18 protein-coding genes and 2 riboswitches are annotated in these 17,634 nt (G+C 63.4%); of the genes, 12 read left to right on the top strand and 6 right to left on the bottom strand.

Annotation, left to right across the window (positions count from 1 at the left end; translation table 11 throughout):
- Positions 1-35: 35 nt before the first annotated feature.
- A complete protein-coding gene (locus PSV33_RS13595) occupies positions 36-818 on the bottom strand; it encodes an SDR family oxidoreductase (RefSeq protein WP_300562655.1) in 783 nt (260 codons plus the stop codon).
- Positions 819-957: 139 nt separating this feature from the next.
- Here PSV33_RS13595 and PSV33_RS13600 point away from each other — a divergent pair, with 139 nt between their 5' ends.
- The 9 genes from PSV33_RS13600 to gcvP all read left to right on the top strand — a co-directional run bounded on the left by PSV33_RS13600 (position 958) and on the right by gcvP (position 12,199).
- Positions 958-2,643 carry an electron transfer flavoprotein-ubiquinone oxidoreductase gene (locus PSV33_RS13600; protein WP_300562656.1) on the top strand — a complete coding sequence of 562 codons (1,686 nt, stop codon included), beginning with the start codon at positions 958-960 and terminating at the stop codon, positions 2,641-2,643.
- Between the two features lie 17 nt (positions 2,644-2,660).
- Positions 2,661-3,668: a D-erythronate dehydrogenase gene (gene denD / locus PSV33_RS13605; RefSeq protein ID WP_300562657.1), complete on the top strand. Its 1,008-nt coding sequence runs from the start codon at positions 2,661-2,663 to the stop codon at positions 3,666-3,668.
- 99 nt (positions 3,669-3,767) lie between these two features.
- The gene (locus PSV33_RS13610) at positions 3,768-4,754 is read left to right on the top strand and encodes a TRAP transporter substrate-binding protein (protein WP_300562659.1); all 987 of its coding nucleotides are present in this window, start codon (positions 3,768-3,770) and stop codon (positions 4,752-4,754) included.
- A gap of 86 nt (positions 4,755-4,840) precedes the next feature.
- Entirely contained in the window at positions 4,841-5,335 is a 495-nt protein-coding gene (locus PSV33_RS13615; protein WP_300518592.1) for a TRAP transporter small permease, read from the top strand.
- A 55-nt stretch (positions 5,336-5,390) separates the two neighbouring features.
- On the top strand, positions 5,391-6,668 hold the full coding sequence (locus PSV33_RS13620) for a TRAP transporter large permease (protein ID WP_300562660.1): 1,278 nt from the start codon (positions 5,391-5,393) through the stop codon (positions 6,666-6,668).
- Between the two features lie 69 nt (positions 6,669-6,737).
- The gene (locus PSV33_RS13625) at positions 6,738-7,316 is read left to right on the top strand and encodes a hypothetical protein (protein ID WP_300562662.1); all 579 of its coding nucleotides are present in this window, start codon (positions 6,738-6,740) and stop codon (positions 7,314-7,316) included.
- Positions 7,317-7,333: 17 nt separating this feature from the next.
- A riboswitch (glycine riboswitch) is annotated at positions 7,334-7,436 on the top strand.
- A 22-nt stretch (positions 7,437-7,458) separates the two neighbouring features.
- A riboswitch (glycine riboswitch) is annotated at positions 7,459-7,560 on the top strand.
- Between the two features lie 45 nt (positions 7,561-7,605).
- A complete protein-coding gene (gene gcvT / locus PSV33_RS13630) occupies positions 7,606-8,748 on the top strand; it encodes a glycine cleavage system aminomethyltransferase GcvT (RefSeq protein ID WP_300562664.1) in 1,143 nt (380 codons plus the stop codon).
- 25 nt (positions 8,749-8,773) lie between these two features.
- Positions 8,774-9,142, top strand: coding sequence for a glycine cleavage system protein GcvH (gene gcvH, locus PSV33_RS13635; protein WP_300562666.1), 369 nt, complete (start codon positions 8,774-8,776; stop codon positions 9,140-9,142).
- A gap of 87 nt (positions 9,143-9,229) precedes the next feature.
- Positions 9,230-12,199: an aminomethyl-transferring glycine dehydrogenase gene (gene gcvP, locus PSV33_RS13640; RefSeq protein ID WP_300562668.1), complete on the top strand. Its 2,970-nt coding sequence runs from the start codon at positions 9,230-9,232 to the stop codon at positions 12,197-12,199.
- A gap of 318 nt (positions 12,200-12,517) precedes the next feature.
- Here gcvP and PSV33_RS13645 read toward each other — a convergent pair whose 3' ends face one another.
- The 3 genes from PSV33_RS13645 to PSV33_RS13655 are packed head-to-tail and all read right to left on the bottom strand — an operon-like array spanning position 12,518 to position 14,275.
- Positions 12,518-12,859, bottom strand: a complete 342-nt coding sequence (locus PSV33_RS13645; protein ID WP_300562670.1) for an AzlD domain-containing protein — start codon at positions 12,857-12,859, stop codon at positions 12,518-12,520.
- Positions 12,856-13,617 (bottom strand): AzlC family ABC transporter permease, encoded by a 762-nt coding sequence (locus tag PSV33_RS13650; RefSeq protein ID WP_300562671.1) that lies wholly within the window; start codon positions 13,615-13,617, stop codon positions 12,856-12,858. Before PSV33_RS13650 ends, PSV33_RS13645 begins: the two co-directional genes overlap by 4 nt.
- 55 nt (positions 13,618-13,672) lie before the next feature.
- Positions 13,673-14,275, bottom strand: a complete 603-nt coding sequence (locus PSV33_RS13655; protein WP_300562673.1) for a hypothetical protein — start codon at positions 14,273-14,275, stop codon at positions 13,673-13,675.
- A 299-nt stretch (positions 14,276-14,574) separates the two neighbouring features.
- On the opposite strand from PSV33_RS13655, the gene PSV33_RS13660 reads away from it, so the two are divergent.
- The gene (locus tag PSV33_RS13660; RefSeq protein ID WP_300562675.1) at positions 14,575-14,982 is read left to right on the top strand and encodes a phage holin family protein; all 408 of its coding nucleotides are present in this window, start codon (positions 14,575-14,577) and stop codon (positions 14,980-14,982) included.
- 122 nt (positions 14,983-15,104) lie between these two features.
- Positions 15,105-15,800, top strand: a complete 696-nt coding sequence (locus tag PSV33_RS13665) for a hypothetical protein (RefSeq protein WP_300562677.1) — start codon at positions 15,105-15,107, stop codon at positions 15,798-15,800.
- Positions 15,801-15,907: 107 nt separating this feature from the next.
- Here the strand turns inward: PSV33_RS13665 and PSV33_RS13670 are convergent, their stop codons facing one another.
- Positions 15,908-16,396, bottom strand: a complete 489-nt coding sequence (locus PSV33_RS13670; protein ID WP_300562680.1) for an aminoacyl-tRNA hydrolase — start codon at positions 16,394-16,396, stop codon at positions 15,908-15,910.
- A 12-nt stretch (positions 16,397-16,408) separates the two neighbouring features.
- Positions 16,409-16,531, bottom strand: coding sequence for a hypothetical protein (locus PSV33_RS13675; RefSeq protein WP_300562682.1), 123 nt, complete (start codon positions 16,529-16,531; stop codon positions 16,409-16,411).
- Between the two features lie 179 nt (positions 16,532-16,710).
- Between PSV33_RS13675 and PSV33_RS13680 the strand changes: the two genes are divergently transcribed.
- Positions 16,711-17,592, top strand: coding sequence for a DMT family transporter (locus tag PSV33_RS13680; RefSeq protein ID WP_300562684.1), 882 nt, complete (start codon positions 16,711-16,713; stop codon positions 17,590-17,592).
- The last annotated feature ends 42 nt before the right edge of the window (positions 17,593-17,634 follow it).

Consider the following 17,634-nt stretch of genomic DNA (forward strand, 5'->3'; position numbering starts at 1 on the left):
GGTGACCGATGGACAGGCGCTCAGCGACGCATGCCTCAGAGCCCGAAGCCGTCGTCCGCAGCAATGACTGCCCCATTGATGAAGTGACTCTGCCCACTGGCCAGCATCACCAGCAATGCGTCCAGGTCCTCCGGCTTGCCGATGCGCTTGCGCGGCAGCATCTGCACCAGCTTCTTGCCCTGCTCGGTTTCCCAGTGGTGGTGGTTGATCTCGGTGTCGATATAGCCCGGGCAGATGGCATTGACATTGATGCCGAACCTGCCCCACTCCAGCGCCATGGCCTTGGTCATCTGCACCACCGCCGCCTTGCTCATGCAGTACACGCCTATCTGGGGCAACACGCGCAGGCCGGCCATGGAAGCAATGTTGATGATGCGCCCGCCGGAAAAGGTGCCCGGCGCCGCGCCTCGCGACCGCGCCAGCATGCGCTTGCCGACTTCCTGCGCCACAAAAAAAGCACCCTTGACGTTGGTGCCGAAAATGAAGTCGTAGTCTTCCTCACCCACGTCCTGCAGGCGCTGCGTGGTACTCACGCCGGAGTTGTTGACAAGGATGTCGATGGGGCCAACCTCGGTTTCGGCGTGCGCCACTGCCGACTTGATGCTGGCGTGGTCCGTCACATCCAGCAGGACCACATGCGCATCGCCGCCCTCAGCCTCGATCTGCGCGCGCAGATCCTTGAGCTTGTCCATCCTGCGACTGGCCAGCACCACCGCCGCGCCCGCGCGGCTCAGGGTTTTGGCGAACTGCGCACCCAGACCGCCGGAGGCGCCGGTCACGAGCGCGACACGCCCTGAAAGATCCAGGCTATAGGCCATTAGAGGGTTCTCCCGATAAAAGTGTACCGAGGCGAACGATCGTTCGCATCGGTGGATTCACGACATAAAATCAGCTGCTGCGCTGCGGCCGTTCCCTGACGGACAACCGTTCCTGAAATTGATTATCAGCGAGTCCACCATGAATAACCAAGAGATCCTGGCCCAGTTCGGCCCCCGTGAAGCGATGGAATACGACGTGGTCGTGGTTGGAGGCGGCCCCGGCGGCCTGGCCACGGCCATTCACCTGAAGCAGCTGGCCGCAGAAAAGGGCACGGAGCTTTCTGTCGTGGTGCTTGAAAAAGGTTCGGAGCCCGGCGCGCACATTCTCTCCGGCGCAGTGATGGACCCCAAGGCGCTCACCGAACTGATTCCGAACTGGAAAGAACTCGGTGCCCCGCTCAACCAACCCGTGACCAGTGACGAAGTGCTGTTTCTCAGCGAAACAGGGGCGACCAAAACGCCGGCCTTTTTTGTGCCCGAATGTTTCCACAATGAAGGCAACTACGTGGTCAGCCTCGGCAATGTGGTGCGCTGGCTGGCGCAGCAGGCCGAGAACCTGGGGGTTGAAATTTTCCCCGGCTTCGCAGCCGCCGAAGTGCTTTACAACGACAACGGCTCGGTCAAGGGCGTGGCGACCGGCAATCTCGGTGTGGGCAAGGACGGCCAGCCCAGCGACCATTTCCAGCTGGGCATGGAACTGCACGGCAAGTACACCATTTTTGCCGAAGGCGCACGCGGCCACCTGGGCCGCCAGCTCATGGCGCAGTTCAAGCTCAACGACGGCAAGGACCCGCAGGCCTACGCGCTGGGCGTGAAGGAACTCTGGGAAATCGATCCGGCCAAACACAAGCCCGGCCTGGTCGTGCATACCGCCGGCTGGCCGATGGACAGCCAGACCTATGGCGGCGGCTTCATGTACCACCTGGAAGACAACAAGGTCACGCTGGGCCTGGTGGTCGGCCTGGACTACAGCAACCCCTGGCTCAGCCCCTTCGAGGAAATGCAGCGCTGGAAGACCCACCCCAGCATCAGGGCCTACCTCGAGGGCGGCAAACGCATCAGCTATGGCGCGCGTGCGATCACGGCCGGCGGGCTGGTGAGCCTGCCGAAAACCGTGTTCCCCGGCGGCGCGCTGATCGGCTGTGAAGCAGGTTACCTCAATGCCGCACGCATCAAGGGCAGCCATGCCGCCATCAAGACCGGCATGCTCGCGGCCGAAGCCGCCTACGAGGCGGTCACCGCCGGGCGCCAGCATGACGAACTGAGCGCCTACCCGCAAGCCTTTGCCAAAAGCTGGCTGCATGCCGAACTGAACCAGTCGCGCAATTTCAAGCAGTGGTTCAAGAAAGGGGTGTATGTCGGCGCTTTCATGACCGGTATCGAGCAGTGGCTGCTGCCCAAGCTGGGCATCCGCAACCCGCCGTGGACAATTCGCCGCAAGACGGCCGACCATGCGATGCTCAAGCCGGCGGCCGAATGCCCGCAGATTGTTTACCCCAAGCCCGACAACAAGATCACCTTTGACCGCCTGAGCTCGGTGTTTGTGTCCAACACCAACCACGAAGAGCAGCAACCGGCGCACCTGACCCTCAAGGACGCCAGCGTGCCGGTGAACATCAATCTGGCCATCTACGCGGGACCTGAATCGCGCTACTGTCCGGCCGGCGTCTACGAGTACGTCAAGAACCCGGACAACAGCGACCGCCTGCAGATCAACGCGCAGAACTGCGTGCACTGCAAGACCTGCGACATCAAGGACCCGACGCAAAACATCGTCTGGGTCACGCCAGAAGGCGGCGGTGGCCCCAACTACAGCGGCATGTAGACAAAGGCAGGGTTCTCATGAATATTGTCATTACCGGCGGCGCCGGTTTTCTGGGCCTTCGCCTGGCCCGCGAACTGCTTGAACGAGGCACGCTGTCGCTGGCCGGCAGCCCTGCACAAACCATCACCCGCGTGACCCTGGTGGACCGGGCGGCACCACCGGCCGAGCTGATGGCCGACCACCGGGTGCGCGCCATCGAGGGGGACCTGAACGGGCTGCTCGAAGCCGCCCCGGACGCCGGCCCCGTGATTGCCCGGGACACGGCGGTGGTTTTTCACCTTGCCGCTGCGGTCAGCGGTGAATGCGAGGCTGATTTCGACCTCGGCATGCGCAGCAACCTCGACGCAACCCGTGCCTTGCTGGAGGCCTGCCGCCGCCTGGGAACCTCACCGACGCTGGTATTTGCCAGCTCACTGGCCGTGTTCGGCAATTCACCGCAGCAGCCCTTGCCCCCAGTGATTGAAGACACCACCTTGCCGACGCCGCAAAACAGCTACGGCATCCAGAAATTCATTGGCGAGCAACTGGTGGCCGACTATGCGCGCAAGGGGTTCATCCGCGGCCGCAATGTGCGCCTGATGACCGTCAGTGTGCGTCCCGGCAAGCCCAACGGCGCGGCCTCCAGCTTCCTGAGCGGCATGATCCGCGAGCCGCTGGCCGGCGTACGGGCCGTGTGCCCGGTCGCCGCTGACACCCCCGTGGCGTTGTCCTCGCCCAGCCGCACCATCCACGGCCTGATTCGGGCCGTCGAAGCCGGCGACGCCGACTGGGGCGCGCGCACTGCCATCAACCTGCCCGCCCTCAAGACAACACCGGGCGACATGGCGGCGGCGCTGGAGCGCGTGGCAGGCAAGGAGGTGGCCGCGCTGATCGACTGGACACCTGACGCCGCGATTGCCAACATCGTGACCAGCTGGCCGGCCCACATCGACGCGGCGCGCGCACGCCGCCTGGGCTTGCTGCCCGACGACAGTTTCGATGCCATCATCGCGGAATACCTGGAAGTCGCTCCGGCGCGCTCTTAAGCGAAAACCCCTAGGCGGCGCGGTCCGCCAGCAGGTGAAAATCCCAAGTTGTATGACAACTTTTCCCTCCACCCCTTTTTCACCCCGAGGAGACATTCAATGACTTTTTTCAAACCTACGCTGACCCGACTCGCCCTGGGCATGACGCTCGGGCTCGGCCTGGTGGCCGGCGCCGCGGCGCAGACGACCATGAAGATCAGCATCTCGACGTCGCAGAACTCCCACCAGGGCGTGGCCATCGACACCTTCGCCAAGGAAGTGGAAAAACGCACCGGCGGTCGTTACAAAGTCCAGACCTTCTACAACGGCGCACTGGGCGGCGAGCGGGAGTCCATTGAAGCCGTGCAGTTGGGCACCCAGGAACTGGCCTTCTCCTCCACCGGCCCGGTCCCCAACTTCGTGCCGGAAACCAAGATTCTCGACGTGCCCTTCCTGTTCCGTGACAAGGCCCACGCACGTGCCGTGCTGGACGGCCCGATCGGCCAGGAATTGCTGGGCAAATTCGATGCCAAGGGTTTCAAGGCACTGGGCTGGGCCGAAAACGGTTTCCGCCACATGACCAACAGCAAGCGTGACGTGAAGACGCCCGACGACCTGAAGGGCCTGAAAATGCGCACCATGGAAAATCCGGTGCACATTGCCGCCTACAAGGGCTTCGGCATCATCACCACCCCGATGGCTTTCCCCGAGGTGTTCACCGCCCTGCAGCAGGGCACGGTTGACGGCCAGGAAAACCCGCTGTCGGTCATCATTTCCGCGAAGTTCGACCAGGTCCAGAAACACCTGTCGCTGACCGGCCACGTCTATTCGCCGTGCATCTGGGTGATGAACAAGGCTGTCTTTGACAAACTCAGCGCTGCCGACAAGAAGGCCTTCCTCGAAGCGGCCGCCGAAGGCACCAAGGCCAACCGCGCCCGTGTGGACGAGGACGACGCCAAGGGTGTGGCCGACCTGCGCGCCAAGGGCATGACCGTGATCGACAACGTCGACAAGGCCAAGTTCGTCGCGGCCCTGGCCCCGGTGAACGCCGAATTTGAAAAGCAATTCGGCAAGGCCAACATCGACAAGATCCGCAGCGTCAAGTAAGCTGCCCGTTCGCTACTCTTTTTGTAGCTGAACACGCCCGCAGCCATTCGGCTGGCGGGCGTTTTCCTTGCAGAACCGGGATTTCCATGAAAAACACCTTTCTCAGACTCGAACGCTGGACCACCGGGTTTGCCACGCTGGTGGCCTGCCTCATGCTCGTCATCGCCTCCGCGCTGGGCATGTTCCAGATCGTGACGCGTTTTGTGCTCGAGCAGCCTGCCGAGTGGAGCGAGATCCTGATCCGCCTGTCGCTGATCTGGATGGTCTTCATGGGCATCCCGGCCGCTTTCCGCCAGGGCGCCATGGTCAGCGTCGATGTGCTGTACCGCTGGAGCCCCATCAAGGTCAAACGCGTCCTCGACTGGGTGGTCTGCCTGGCGGCCCTGGCCCTGATCGGCGTCATCATCTGGTGGGGCTGGGACTACGCCGTGCGCGGCCGGGTGCAGTCCATGGCCGGCCTGGAGTCCATCTCCATGTTCTGGGGTTATGTAGCCATGCCGATAGGCGGCATGTTCTGCGTGATCGGCATCATCGGCAACCTGCTTGATCCGCAGCGCGAGGAACTGGAGACGGCGACATGAGCTGCAGCATCAATAACAACACCGACAGCAACCACTTTTTCCCGGAGCTCGCCCAATGACCGCCGTCATGCTGACCACCATGATCGTGTGTTTCGCACTGACGATCTCCGTTGCCGTGTCCATCGGACTGGCTTCCATCTTCGGCATCCAGGCAACGAATGCCCACATGCTGATCTCCGTCAAGGAGATGTTCAACGCCATCAACAAGTTTCCGCTGGCGGCCATTCCGTTTTTCATCCTGGCCGGCAACCTGATGGAGACCGGCGGCATCTCGCGCCGCCTGGTCGAGTTTGCGAAAAGCATTGTCGGCGGCGTCCAGGGCGGCCTGCCCATGACCTGCGTGCTGACCTGCATGATTTTTGCCGCCGTCTCCGGCTCGTCGGTGGCCACCACGTTTGCGGTGGGTGCGATCCTGATTCCCGCCCTGATCAAACACGGCTACCCCACCAGCTACGCCGCGGCCCTGCAGGCCACCAGCGCCGAGCTGGGCGTGATCATTCCGCCCTCGATTCCGCTGATTCTGTACGGCGTCAGCGCCGAGGTCTCGATCGGCGAGCTGTTCATTGCCGGCGTTGGCCCGGGCATCCTGATCAGCCTGGCGTTGATGGCCTTTGTCTATGTGTATTGCAAGATCAAGGGCTGGGGCAAGAGCGACGGCGACGGGCGCCTCGGTTTTTTCAAGGCCACCTGGCAGGCCGGCTGGGCCTTGCTCATGCCGGTGATCATCCTCGGCGGCATCTACGGCGGCATCTTCACGCCGACCGAAGCGGCAGCGGTGGCCGTGTTCTACGCGCTGATCGTCGGCGTGGTGATTTACCGCGAAATCAAGCTGCCGACGCTGGTGCTGGTGCTGCGCAAGTCGGTGATCTCCAGCGCCGTCATCATGTTCATCATCGCCAATGCCGGGCTGTTTGCCTTCCTGATCACGCGCGCCGGCGTGCCCGATGCGATCGGCCGCTGGCTGGAGGCCGTGCTGCAGTCGCCGACCCTCTTTCTGCTCGGGGTCAATGCCGCGCTCTTCTTCATCGGCATGTTCATCGAAACCAGTGCCGCCATCATCGTGCTGGCGCCCATCCTGGCTCCCGTGGCCATGCACTTCGGCATCGACCCGGTGCATTTTGGCCTGGTCATGGTCGTCAACCTGGCGCTGGGAATGATCACGCCGCCATTCGGCGTGAACCTGTTTGCCGCCTGCACCGTCGCCAAAATATCGCTGGACCGCATCATTCCCCACCTGATCCCCTTCGTGCTGGTGATTCTGGCCTGCCTGATGGTGATCACCTATTTCCCGGCCATCTCGCTGAGCTTGCGCGATCTGGTCTACGCCCGGTAGCCCGCCAAAGCTTCATACGCGTGTCATTTTCTGCATGCATGCTGGGGCCTTTATTGCCTCAGGACGACCATGCAGCTTCAAAAGACAGACCGCGCCCGGGCTGAGCTCAAACCGGGCATCAGGACACTCGGCCAGCGGGAACGCACCCTGCTGCTGATGGCCGATGGGAGCAAGTCCGTGCGGGACTTCAGGACGCTGTTCAACGGTCAGGGCGAGGAAATCGCCCTGCGGCTGATGCGGGAAGGTTTTCTGCAGATTCAGCCCGGCCGGGCGCCGGAACCGGCCCTCCCGTCCATGCTTGAAGCAGGCAAAACAAAGCCCGCCGGGCCTGACAGGCAGCCCCTTCCGCCCGCTCCTGCCGTTGCACCGGCGACCGTCCGGGTGTCCTCTGACCAGTTCGACGGCAAAAGATCGCTCGCAACAACACGAATGTTCCTCTTTGACATCTGTGAGCGCATGTTTTCGCAGCGACATCCCGCACTGGCAGGGGAATTCCGCGAGGCTTTGCGCAACGCCCGGGAGCGCGACGCCATGCTGGCCACCTCCAGCCGCATGATCGAGGAGATCGAGAAGATCACGGGGCACGAACGGGCTGACTCCATCAGTGCGCGCATCGCCATGCTGATGCCTGCCGAGCAGGTGGCCTGAGGTCGGCTTCAGCTACACTTGCGCGGTCAGGAGAGAGTTTTCCCAGCGAAAACCGCCGAAGGCGCATGCGGCACCCCAATGGTGTTCTGAACGCTCAGGCAAAAGGACTGGCAACCGCCACCCGGTCGGCATCGGCCGGGTAGCGTTCCCTACTGGAGAGAGGCCACCTTCGAGGTGGTCCACCGAAGGAGCAAACCTGCATCGCCAGGCGAATCTCTCAGGTAAAGCGGACAGCAGGGGCAGCCCATGGCTTAAGGCCATGTTGTATGTTTGCCCCCGGAGAACGCCTGTGTCCGCCACCGACCCCGTCCTGTTGAAAACACCGCTGCATGCGCTGCACCTCGAACTCGGGGCGCGCATGGTGCCGTTTGCCGGTTATGCCATGCCGGTGCAATACCCGGCCGGACTGATGGCCGAGCACCACCACACCCGCCAGGCCGCCGGGCTTTTCGATGTCTCGCACATGGGCCAGTTGCGCCTCGTCGGCGCCGACGCTGCCGCCGCGCTGGAGTCACTGATCCCGGTCGATGTGATCGACCTGCCCGCCGGCAAGCAGCGTTACGGCCTGCTGCTCAATGAGGACGGCGGCATCATCGACGACCTGATGTTTTTCAACCGCGACTACCTGAACGGCGGCGATATTTTCGTCATCGTCAACGGCGCCTGCAAGGTCGGTGACATCGCGCATATCGAGGCAAAAATCGGCACGCGTTGCCAGGTCATTCCCATGCCCGAGATGGCGCTGCTGGCACTGCAGGGCCCGCAGGCCGTCACCGCGCTCTCGCGCCTGGCACCCGGCGTGGAAAACCTGGTGTTCATGACCGGCGGCCGTTTTTCTGTCGCCGGTTGCGACTGCTTTCTCACACGCAGCGGCTACACCGGCGAAGACGGGTTCGAGATTTCCGTGCCCGCCGCGCAGGCCGACACGCTGGCCCGGGCGCTGCTGGCCCAGCCCGAAGTCAAACCCGTCGGCCTGGGCGCACGCAACTCGCTGCGGCTCGAAGCCGGCCTGTGCCTCTACGGCAACGACATCGACACCACCACCACACCGGTCGAAGCCAGCCTGAACTGGGCCATCCAGAAGGTGCGCCGCACCGGTGGCGCGCGCGCCGGCGGTTTTCCGGGCGCAGACAAGGTGCTGGCGCAGCTGGCCGACCCTGCCGCCTTGACCCGCAAGCGCGTGGGCCTGGTGGCGCTGGAGCGCATTCCCGTGCGCGACCACACAGCCCTGCAAAGCCTGGACGGCACACCGATTGGCGAAGTCACCAGCGGCCTGCTGGGCCCGAGCATCGACAAACCCGTGGCTATCGGTTATGTGAAGCCCGAATTTTCGGCTGTAGGTACACGCGTGAACGCCATCGTGCGCGGCAAACCCGTGCCCATGGAAGTAAGCGCCATGCCTTTTGTTCCGAATCGCTATTTCCGCGGTTGAAGTTTTTATTATTCTGGAGAAACCCATGATCAAGTACACCGAAGACCACGAATGGATCAACGTTGACGGCGACGTCGCCACCGTCGGCATCACCCACCACGCGCAGGATGCTCTCGGCGACGTGGTGTTTGTGGACCTGCCTTCCGTCGGCAGCACGCTGGCACAAAAAGAAGTCGCGGGTGTCGTTGAGTCTGTCAAGGCTGCGGCCGATGTCTACATGCCCCTCAGCGGCGAGGTCACCGAAGTCAACGAGGCCCTGCGCGACGACCCTTCGCTGGCGAATACCGACCCGCTGGGCGCCGGCTGGTTCTTCAAGGTCAAGCTGGCCGACAAGTCCCAGCTGGACGCGCTGATGGACGAGACGAGCTACACCACTTTCTCCGCGACTGCGTAAACAACCCTTTCTTCACCCCGTTCGGGCCGTCCTGCGCCTGTCGAAGGATCGAAGCCCCGTTTTATCCCTCTGTTCCGGGAAACTGCCATGTTGATGCCCACCGCCAAGCCGCTGCGCGAGCTTGAAAACGCTTCCGAGTTCATTGCCCGCCACATCGGCATTGATGAGGCCGACGAAACCCACATGCTCAGCGTCGTGGGTTCCGCGTCGCGGCGGGCGCTGATCGATGGCATCGTGCCGCGCAGCATTGCCCGCAGCCAGGCGATGGCGATCCCGGCGCCTGTCACAGAAGCCCAGGCCCTGGCAGAGCTGAAAGCCATGGCGGCGAAGAACAAGGTCTTCAAGAGTTTCATCGGCCAGGGGTATTACGGCACCCACACGCCCGGCGTGATCCTGCGCAACATTCTCGAAAACCCCGCCTGGTACACCGCCTACACACCCTACCAGGCTGAAATTTCGCAGGGCCGCATGGAGGCCCTCATCAACTTCCAGACCATGGTCTGCGACCTGACGGGCATGCCGATGGCCAACGCCTCCATGCTCGACGAAGCCACGGCTGCCGCCGAAGCCATGACCCTGGCCAAACGCAGCGTCAAGAGCAAAAGCCATGTCTTCATCGTTGCCGGCGACTGCCACCCCCAGACCATCGAGGTTATCCAGACACGCGCCAAACCGCTGGGCATCGAGGTCAAGGTGAGCACCGCGTCCAGCACGCTGCCCATGCTGATGGCCGAGGGCAACTACTTTGGCGTGCTGGCGCAGTACCCGGCCACCACCGGCAGCATCCATGACCTGCGGCCGCTGGCCGGCCAGGCGCATGTGGATGGCGCCGCCTTGTGTGTGGCCGCCGACCTGCTGGCGCTGACCTTGCTGGCGCCGCCCGGCGAATGGGATGCCGACATCGTGCTGGGCAACACCCAGCGTTTTGGCGTGGCCATGGGCAACGGCGGGCCGCACGCGGCCTACCTCGCCTGCCGCGACGAGTTCAAGCGCTCCATGCCGGGCCGGCTGGTCGGCGTCAGTGTCGACGTGCACGGCAACCCGACTTACCGCCTGGCGCTGCAGACCCGCGAGCAGCACATCCGCCGCGAAAAAGCCACCTCCAACATCTGCACCGCGCAGGTGCTGCCGGCCGTGCTGGCCAGCATGTACGCGGTTTACCACGGACCGCAGGGTCTCAAGCGTATTGCCCAGCGCGTGGCCAGCTACACGGCGATTTTTGTGCGCGGCATGGAGCAGATGGGCTACGAGATCACCAACGCCAGCGCCTTCGACTCGGTCACCATCAAGACCGGCGATGCTACCAATTCAATCGCTGAACGCGCCCGCCAGTCGGGGGCCAACCTGCGCTGCCGCCTGAACCACCACCTGGGCGTGTCGCTCGACGAGACCACCACGCGGGAAGACCTGGAGATGCTCTGGTCCTTTTTCGTCAAGCCCGGCCAGCCCATGCCGCGCCTGAGCGACTTCGAAAAAGGCGTGGAGCCGCTGATCCCCGAAGAGCTGCGCCGCAGCAGCGACTTCCTGACGCACCCGGTTTTCAACACCCACCACTCCGAGACCGGCATGCTGCGCTACATCCGCATGCTCAGCGACAAGGACCTGGCGCTGGACCGCAGCATGATCCCGCTGGGCAGCTGCACCATGAAACTCAACGCCACCAGCGAGATGATTCCCGTCACCTGGCCCGAGTTTGCCAACATTCATCCGTTTGCGCCGCAGGACCAGCTGCAGGGTTACGCCGAGCTCGACCAGCAGTTGCGCGACTGGCTGTGCCAGGCAACGGGTTACGCCGGCATCAGCCTGCAGCCCAATGCCGGCTCGCAGGGCGAATACGCCGGCCTGCTGGTCATCAAGGCCTGGCTGGAAGCGAACGGCCAGGGCCACCGCAACATCTGCCTGATCCCCTCGTCGGCCCACGGCACCAACCCGGCCAGCGCGCAAATGGCCGGCATGACGGTCGTCGTCACCGCCTGCGATGCCCAGGGCAACGTCGACATGGCGGACCTGAAAGCCAAGTGCGAACAGCACAGCGCGAACCTGGCCTGCATGATGATCACCTACCCGAGCACCCACGGCGTGTTCGAGACGCAGGTGAAAGAACTGTGTGCCCTGGTCCACAGCCACGGCGGCCGCGTCTACGTGGACGGCGCCAACATGAACGCACTCGTTGGCGTGGCAGCCCCGGGCGAATTTGGCGGCGACGTGAGCCACCTGAACCTGCACAAGACCTTCTGCATTCCCCACGGTGGCGGCGGCCCCGGTGTCGGGCCGGTGTGTGTGGTGGCCGACCTCGTTCCCTACCTGCCCGGCCATGCCACGGCGGGTTACCCAGGTGGAGGCGCCAGTTTTTCCGCCGGGCCGCCCCAAGGAAAAACAGCCCCCTCGGGGGGCAGCGCCTTACACGAAGTGAAAAGCGTGGGGGCCATCTCGGCGGCGCCGCTGGGCAACGCTGCCGTGCTGCCGATCAGCTGGATGTACTGCCGCATGATGGGCCCCGAAGGCCTGCAACAGGCCACCGAGGTTGCCATCCTCAGCGCCAACTACATCAGCGCGCGACTGAAAGACCACTACCCGACGCTGTACGCCAGTGAGAATGGCCACGTCGCGCACGAGTGCATCCTGGACCTGCGCCCGCTGAAGGAAACCAGCGGCGTCAGCGCCGAAGACGTGGCCAAGCGCCTGATGGACTACGGTTTTCACGCCCCGACCCTCAGCTTCCCCGTGCCCGGCACGCTGATGGTCGAACCCACCGAAAGCGAAACCCTGGCCGAGCTGGACCGTTTCATCAACGCGATGATGGCCATCCGCGAAGAGATCCGCCAGATTGAAAACGGCAGCTGGCCGCAGGACAACAACCCGCTCAAACATGCGCCGCACACCGCCGCCAGCCTGCTGGGCGCGGAGTGGGACCGGCCGTATTCGCGCGAAACCGGCGCCTTCCCGCTGGCTACGCTCAAACAGATCAAGTACTGGCCGCCGGTGGGCCGCGTCGACAACGTCTACGGCGACCGCAACCTGTTCTGCAGCTGCGTGCCGGTGGCCGACTACGCCTGAGAAGCCGGTGGCGGGCGGTCGGCGCCCCCCATTTGCTACTGATTTTGTAGCGGCTTGCGACCGTCCCATCAGGGCAAAACGTCGTTTTTTATGATGGCAAGGGCGCACGCGCCACACCGGAGGACGAAGTTTGCGCGGGGCGCTGCCCGTCATCCTCCGCTCCTGTCGTGGAACGACCAGGAGTGACCAAGCCCACAAATTCTCCGAACGGATGATGGTCCTGCAGACGAGCTACGGCATGAACGTGCCCGGCGCCATCCTCGCACTCATTGCCGGTTTTGTCGTGCCCGGCTGGTTGACCGGCCGGAGAGACGGCGTTCAGCGCAGCAAGCCATACACCAGCATCAGTCCGGTCCCGGTCAACAGTGCCGGCACCAGGCGTCCACCCGGCTTGACCAGCATCACACCCAGGCTGATGGCGCCTATCAGTACCCTGATGGCCACCGGCACCGTGGCCAGCGCGCCCGTGGGCATCAGTATCAGCCGGACCGTCAGGGCCGCGATCATCGAATAGGTGACCGCCGACAGCCACCTGAAGATTTCACTGTCCTGGTTGATGTGCCCCGACAGCAGCACGCCGCCAGCGCGGCACACATAGGTGCCCACTGCCGCCAGCAACAAGGCCCCGGCGGTATGCCAGCCTTCCAGATTCGGGATCATGGCCGCCCCTTCACACCGCCCTGGCGCGACCGCAGGCGCTGCCACCCATAGGCCAGGCTGCCGCCCACCAGACCGGCAGCCAGCAGGCTGGTCGCGCTGTCAAGCAGGAAAAAAGCCGGCCCCAGGCAGCCACCCAGCAAGATCGCGAGCCGGTTACACGGCAGCTTGACCTCGGTGAAGGTCAACAGGAAAAACAGGGGATTGATCCAGACCAGGCTCAGCGTGACCGCCATCGGCACCTGTCCGGCGATGACGTAACCCAGGGCCGTCGCCGGCACGGACAGGAGCCAGCAAGGCAAGCCGAAGCCGACAAAATAGCTGCTGCGATGTTCGGGCGCCATCGACGGAAATTCGCGCATGGCCACCGTCCAGGCAGTCATGGCCAGCAAGTGCACCGAGGCATACAGGCCGCGCCTGCGGTCGTCGTGGTGCAGCTGCGGAAACAGCGTCACGGCCATGGTCACAAAACGCGACGAGGTCAGCGACACCGCAATACCCACCGACAGCAGCGAGGCCCCCGACATCAGCATTTCAAACAGCACAATCTGGCCTGGCAAGGCAAAGAGAAAAACCGTGGTGGCCGTGGTAAACAGCAGACCCAGACCATACATGTGGCCCGCCGCACCAAAGCCAAGCATGCCCGCAATCAGCACCAGCACCGGCGCCCGCAACGCATCCTTGAAGCCCTGACGAAAAGCCGCTTTCCGGCTGCTGAACCGGGTGCTGGGAGGATGGGAGTTGAGGTCCGGTCCTGTCATCTGATTTTGAGCGTGCGCTGCCAAAAGCCTGTGAAAGAACTCAACAATGGATGGTTCAGAATTTCTCTATCAATTGCTTTCTCTTGAGCGTGTATTCATCTTCGGTGATGACGCCACCTTTTCTGAGCGCATCGAGTTCCCGCAGCTTTTGCGACAGCGGGCTCGCCGGCGACGTCTCTGCCACCCGGCTTGCGGGGCCAGGCACAGCCACTTGCGATGCGGGCCCTGGCCTGTTCGCTGGGGGGACGCCGGTACTGGCGCTGTTGTAGATGTTGTTGACCACTTCATCGACCATCTGAGCCTGCGACAAACGGGTGAGCGAGGTGTGCAGGGAGTTGCCGCTGGCGAGCGGAGACTCTGTTTCCGGATCGCGGATGGTGATGGTCAGTTCAAGCAGATACATGGTGATGTCCCAGCGCCACTTGTCGACGTAGGTCACGATGGCGTCGAAGCGTCCCGATGCCTTGTCCGGGCCGGTTGAAACGACCACGCCCTTGCTTCTGAGTCTGTCGGCAATTTCCAGATCCACACCGCTGTTGTCGGACGGGTAGTGCCTGACATACATGGTTTTCAGTGCCGACAGGTCGGTCGAGGGATTGATGCTGCCCGTGGCACGATTGGCACAGCCCGTGCTCAGCCCGGCGGCGACAGCCAGCAAGGCCAGCAGTTTCAGAAATTCACGCAATACCGTTCCCCAATTTTAAAAAAAACATTCCACACCACTTGCACTGAGCCCGTCTGGCCGGAAAAGCATGGTAACTGCAAAATGGCGGGGTCCACTGGAGGCGTCATTTGACTGTTCGTTGACGGGACGGCCAGCCTGAGTGATTGCCGGCGCTGCACCGCAGCTGCTCAAAAAAACCCGGGCTGACAGGCAGGCTTGGTTGGCGTAACCCGGATAATGCCTCCTGTTGACAGGTCCGGAATTTCCACCGGGCACCCACCCGCTCACCCACCATGTTCGACCACCTGATCCTTTTCCTTCTGCACTGGGCCATCACCGCGCTGTCGCTGTGGGTGGCCAGTCGTGTCTTTCGGGGCATCAGCTTTGCTGACACCTCGTCGCTGGTCATCTCAGCCCTGTTGCTCGGTTTTGCGAATGCCATCGTCAAGCCGCTGCTGATTGTGCTGACCTTGCCGCTGACCTTGTTGACCTTCGGCCTGTTCCTGCTGGTCATCAACGCCCTGATGATTCTGCTGGTCTCTGCGCTGGTGCGCGGCTTCAGGGTCTCGGGCTTCTGGACGGCGTTTTTTGCCAGCATCTTCATCGCCGTGTTGAGCTGGGTGATCGGTGCCTTCGTGCTGGTGGACAGCGGGCCCGATGCGATCCAGATGCAGATGCCCGGCAGCGGCGTGTGGCTCTGAGCCGGGGCGGCCGCTGAAGTAGCGCCTACAGGTCGCCGGGTTGTGGACCTGCTATTGAATGAGGATCTTCTGGCGCCCGCCTATGTTGGGCTGGAGCCCTGTTTTTCTGCATTTTCTGGCGCTTGGCCGGTACTGGTTTTTTTGACTTTGCCCTCCTTCATTTGGAGGATGCGTTCCGGTCAGCACCGGATCAGAATTGCGCAGTACAAGGAACTGGTCCCTGCAAAGGAGCTTCCATGCGCCATCTGATCATTCTGGCGGTCGCCGTGTTTTGCAGCAGTTGCGCGCAACTGCCTCCTGCCGACGTCGTGAACGCGCCGCCCCGGCAGGCACAGGCCGTCGTTTTTGACATTGACGGAACCTTGACGCCCTCCGTGACCACCATTTTTGAAGCGCGCGAAGATGCGGCCAGGGCGGTGCGCCTGTTCGCCGACAAGGGTTACCAGATCATCTATCTCAGCACCCGGGCCAGCTGGTTTTCAGCCCGGATCCCTGGCTGGCTGCAGGACAACGGTTTTCCTGCCGGCAGCCTCCACGTGGCGCAAACGGATGAAGATCGCAGCCGTCCTGATGCTTACAAGACAGGCATGTTGAAAACTTTCCTGGCCCATGGCTGGCGCGTCAGTTTTGCCTATGGAGACTCCAGCACCGATTTTTCAGCCTACGCTGCGGCCGGCATCCCGAAGGAAAGTGTCTTCGCCTTGTTGCGCAGGTACGAGGCTGATTGCCAACCGGGTGAGTGGAAGGCTTGCCTGAAGGGGTGGACAGAACACCTGGACTTTGTGGCGCGATCCGTGCCGTCTGTGCCTGCCAACTGACGGCGTCCTCTGCCACGACTTTCCGTCGCACGCGCTATCGATTCAATAGCTGCTCGCGCCCGTAGCATAAGGGCCAGAGGCCAGAAACCCTTGAAAACTCAGGCCAGCTACTCGCTGACACCGCCCTTGCCGCGTGACGCCTTGATCTCCGAACGCTGGCTTTTTCCCGCCAGGCGCCGCTGCTTCGAACCATAGGTCGGCTTGGTGGCGCGACGCACGCGCGGCGGTGTGGCCACACTGTTGACGATTTCGTTGAGCCGGGCCAACGCGTCGGCGCGGTTCATCTCCTGGCTGCGGTGTTGCTGGGCCTTGAGCACCAGCACACCTTCCTGCGTGATGCGGCTGTCGGATGGACCCCCACGCTTGTCGCCTTGCGTACTGCGCTGCCCTCCGAGGGGGTTGCTTTCCCTTGGGGCGGCCCGGCGGGAAAGCAGCCGCTCCTTCACATCCTCCGGCAGCGAAGAAGCCATGATGTCGAAGCGCAGGTGCACCGCGCTGGACACCTTGTTGACGTTTTGCCCGCCGGCGCCCTGCGCGCGGATGGCGCTGATCTCGACTTCGGCTTCGTTGACTTCCAGGGGCACGACGGGTGGCATGGCGAGGCGGCTTTAAGGACGCTGCGTGTCGAAAAAATCCGACAGCAATTTTCCAAAAACCGTGGGCTGCTCCACCGCACGCAGGTGCGCGGTGTCCATGATCGCAAGTGGATGGGCGTTGTCGGGGAGGGGCATGGGGCATTCTAGAAGAGACGCTGCAACTGAATGAATCAAGTCGGTGGCCTCCCCGTTCCTTCTATGTGCACCAGCAAACCCATAAGGTCAGGAAAGAGAACAAGAGCCAAGACACGCCTGAGTTCCCCGTGCACACCCGCCCCGAATCCCGGACAATCCCCCGATCCGACCGGCTTTTCATGCACACCCGACACTTCCTCCAGCTCATCGCCCTGTCTGCCCTCTGGGGTGGCTCCTTTCCCCTGCTTCGCATTGCCAGCCCGGCGTTTGGCCCGTGGCTGCTGGCCGGCGTGCGCTGCATGCTGGCGGCGCTGGTGCTGACGCTGCTGATGCGCGCGCTGCGCGAGCACTGGCCGCCGCGTGCCGCCTGGCCGCGCCTGGCGCTGCTCAGTGTGCTGACCGTGGTTGCGCCTTTTGTGCTGTTCAACTGGGCCGCGCTGGTGATCCCGGCTGGTTACTCCGCAGTGCTCAACGCCACGGCGCCGCTGTTCGGCGTGCTGGGCGCCGCGCTGGCGGGCGAGGAGCGGCTTTCGTCGCGCCGCCTGTTGGGCTGTGCGGTGGGTTTTGCCGGTGTCGCCCTGCTGGTGCAGTTGGGCCCGGTGGCGGTGACGCCCCGCGTGGTGCTGGCCGCGCTGGCCTGCACCGCCGCTGCCGCCGCGTATGGCTTTGGCGCCATCCTGATGAAACGCGCGACCATGGCGCACGACCCGCTGCCGGCCTCGGCCGTGGTGCATGTGGCGGCCGCGGTTTTCCTGCTGCTGCCCTCCGCTGTGGCCTTGCCCTCGGCCCACTACACCACCGGCGCACTGATCGCCGTGGCGGTGCTGGGCATCTTCACCTCGGGCCTGATGTACTGGATCAGCATGCGCCTGATGCGCGAGATCACGGCCAGCGCGGCCACCTCGGCGGCTTTCATGATTCCGCTGTTCGGTGTGGCTTGGGGCGGCATGTTCCTCGGCGAGCCGGTCACCTGGGGCATGGCACCGGGCTGCGTGCTGGTGCTGGCCGCCACCGCGCTCATCACCGGCTTCAATCCCTTCCGGGCCCCGCCGGAACCCTGAACGGCGCAGCGCCGTACGCTACAGTATTGATAGCTACCCGCG

Source organism: Polaromonas sp. (assembly GCF_029945895.1).
In the GTDB taxonomy this organism is placed as follows: domain Bacteria; phylum Pseudomonadota; class Gammaproteobacteria; order Burkholderiales; family Burkholderiaceae_C; genus Polaromonas.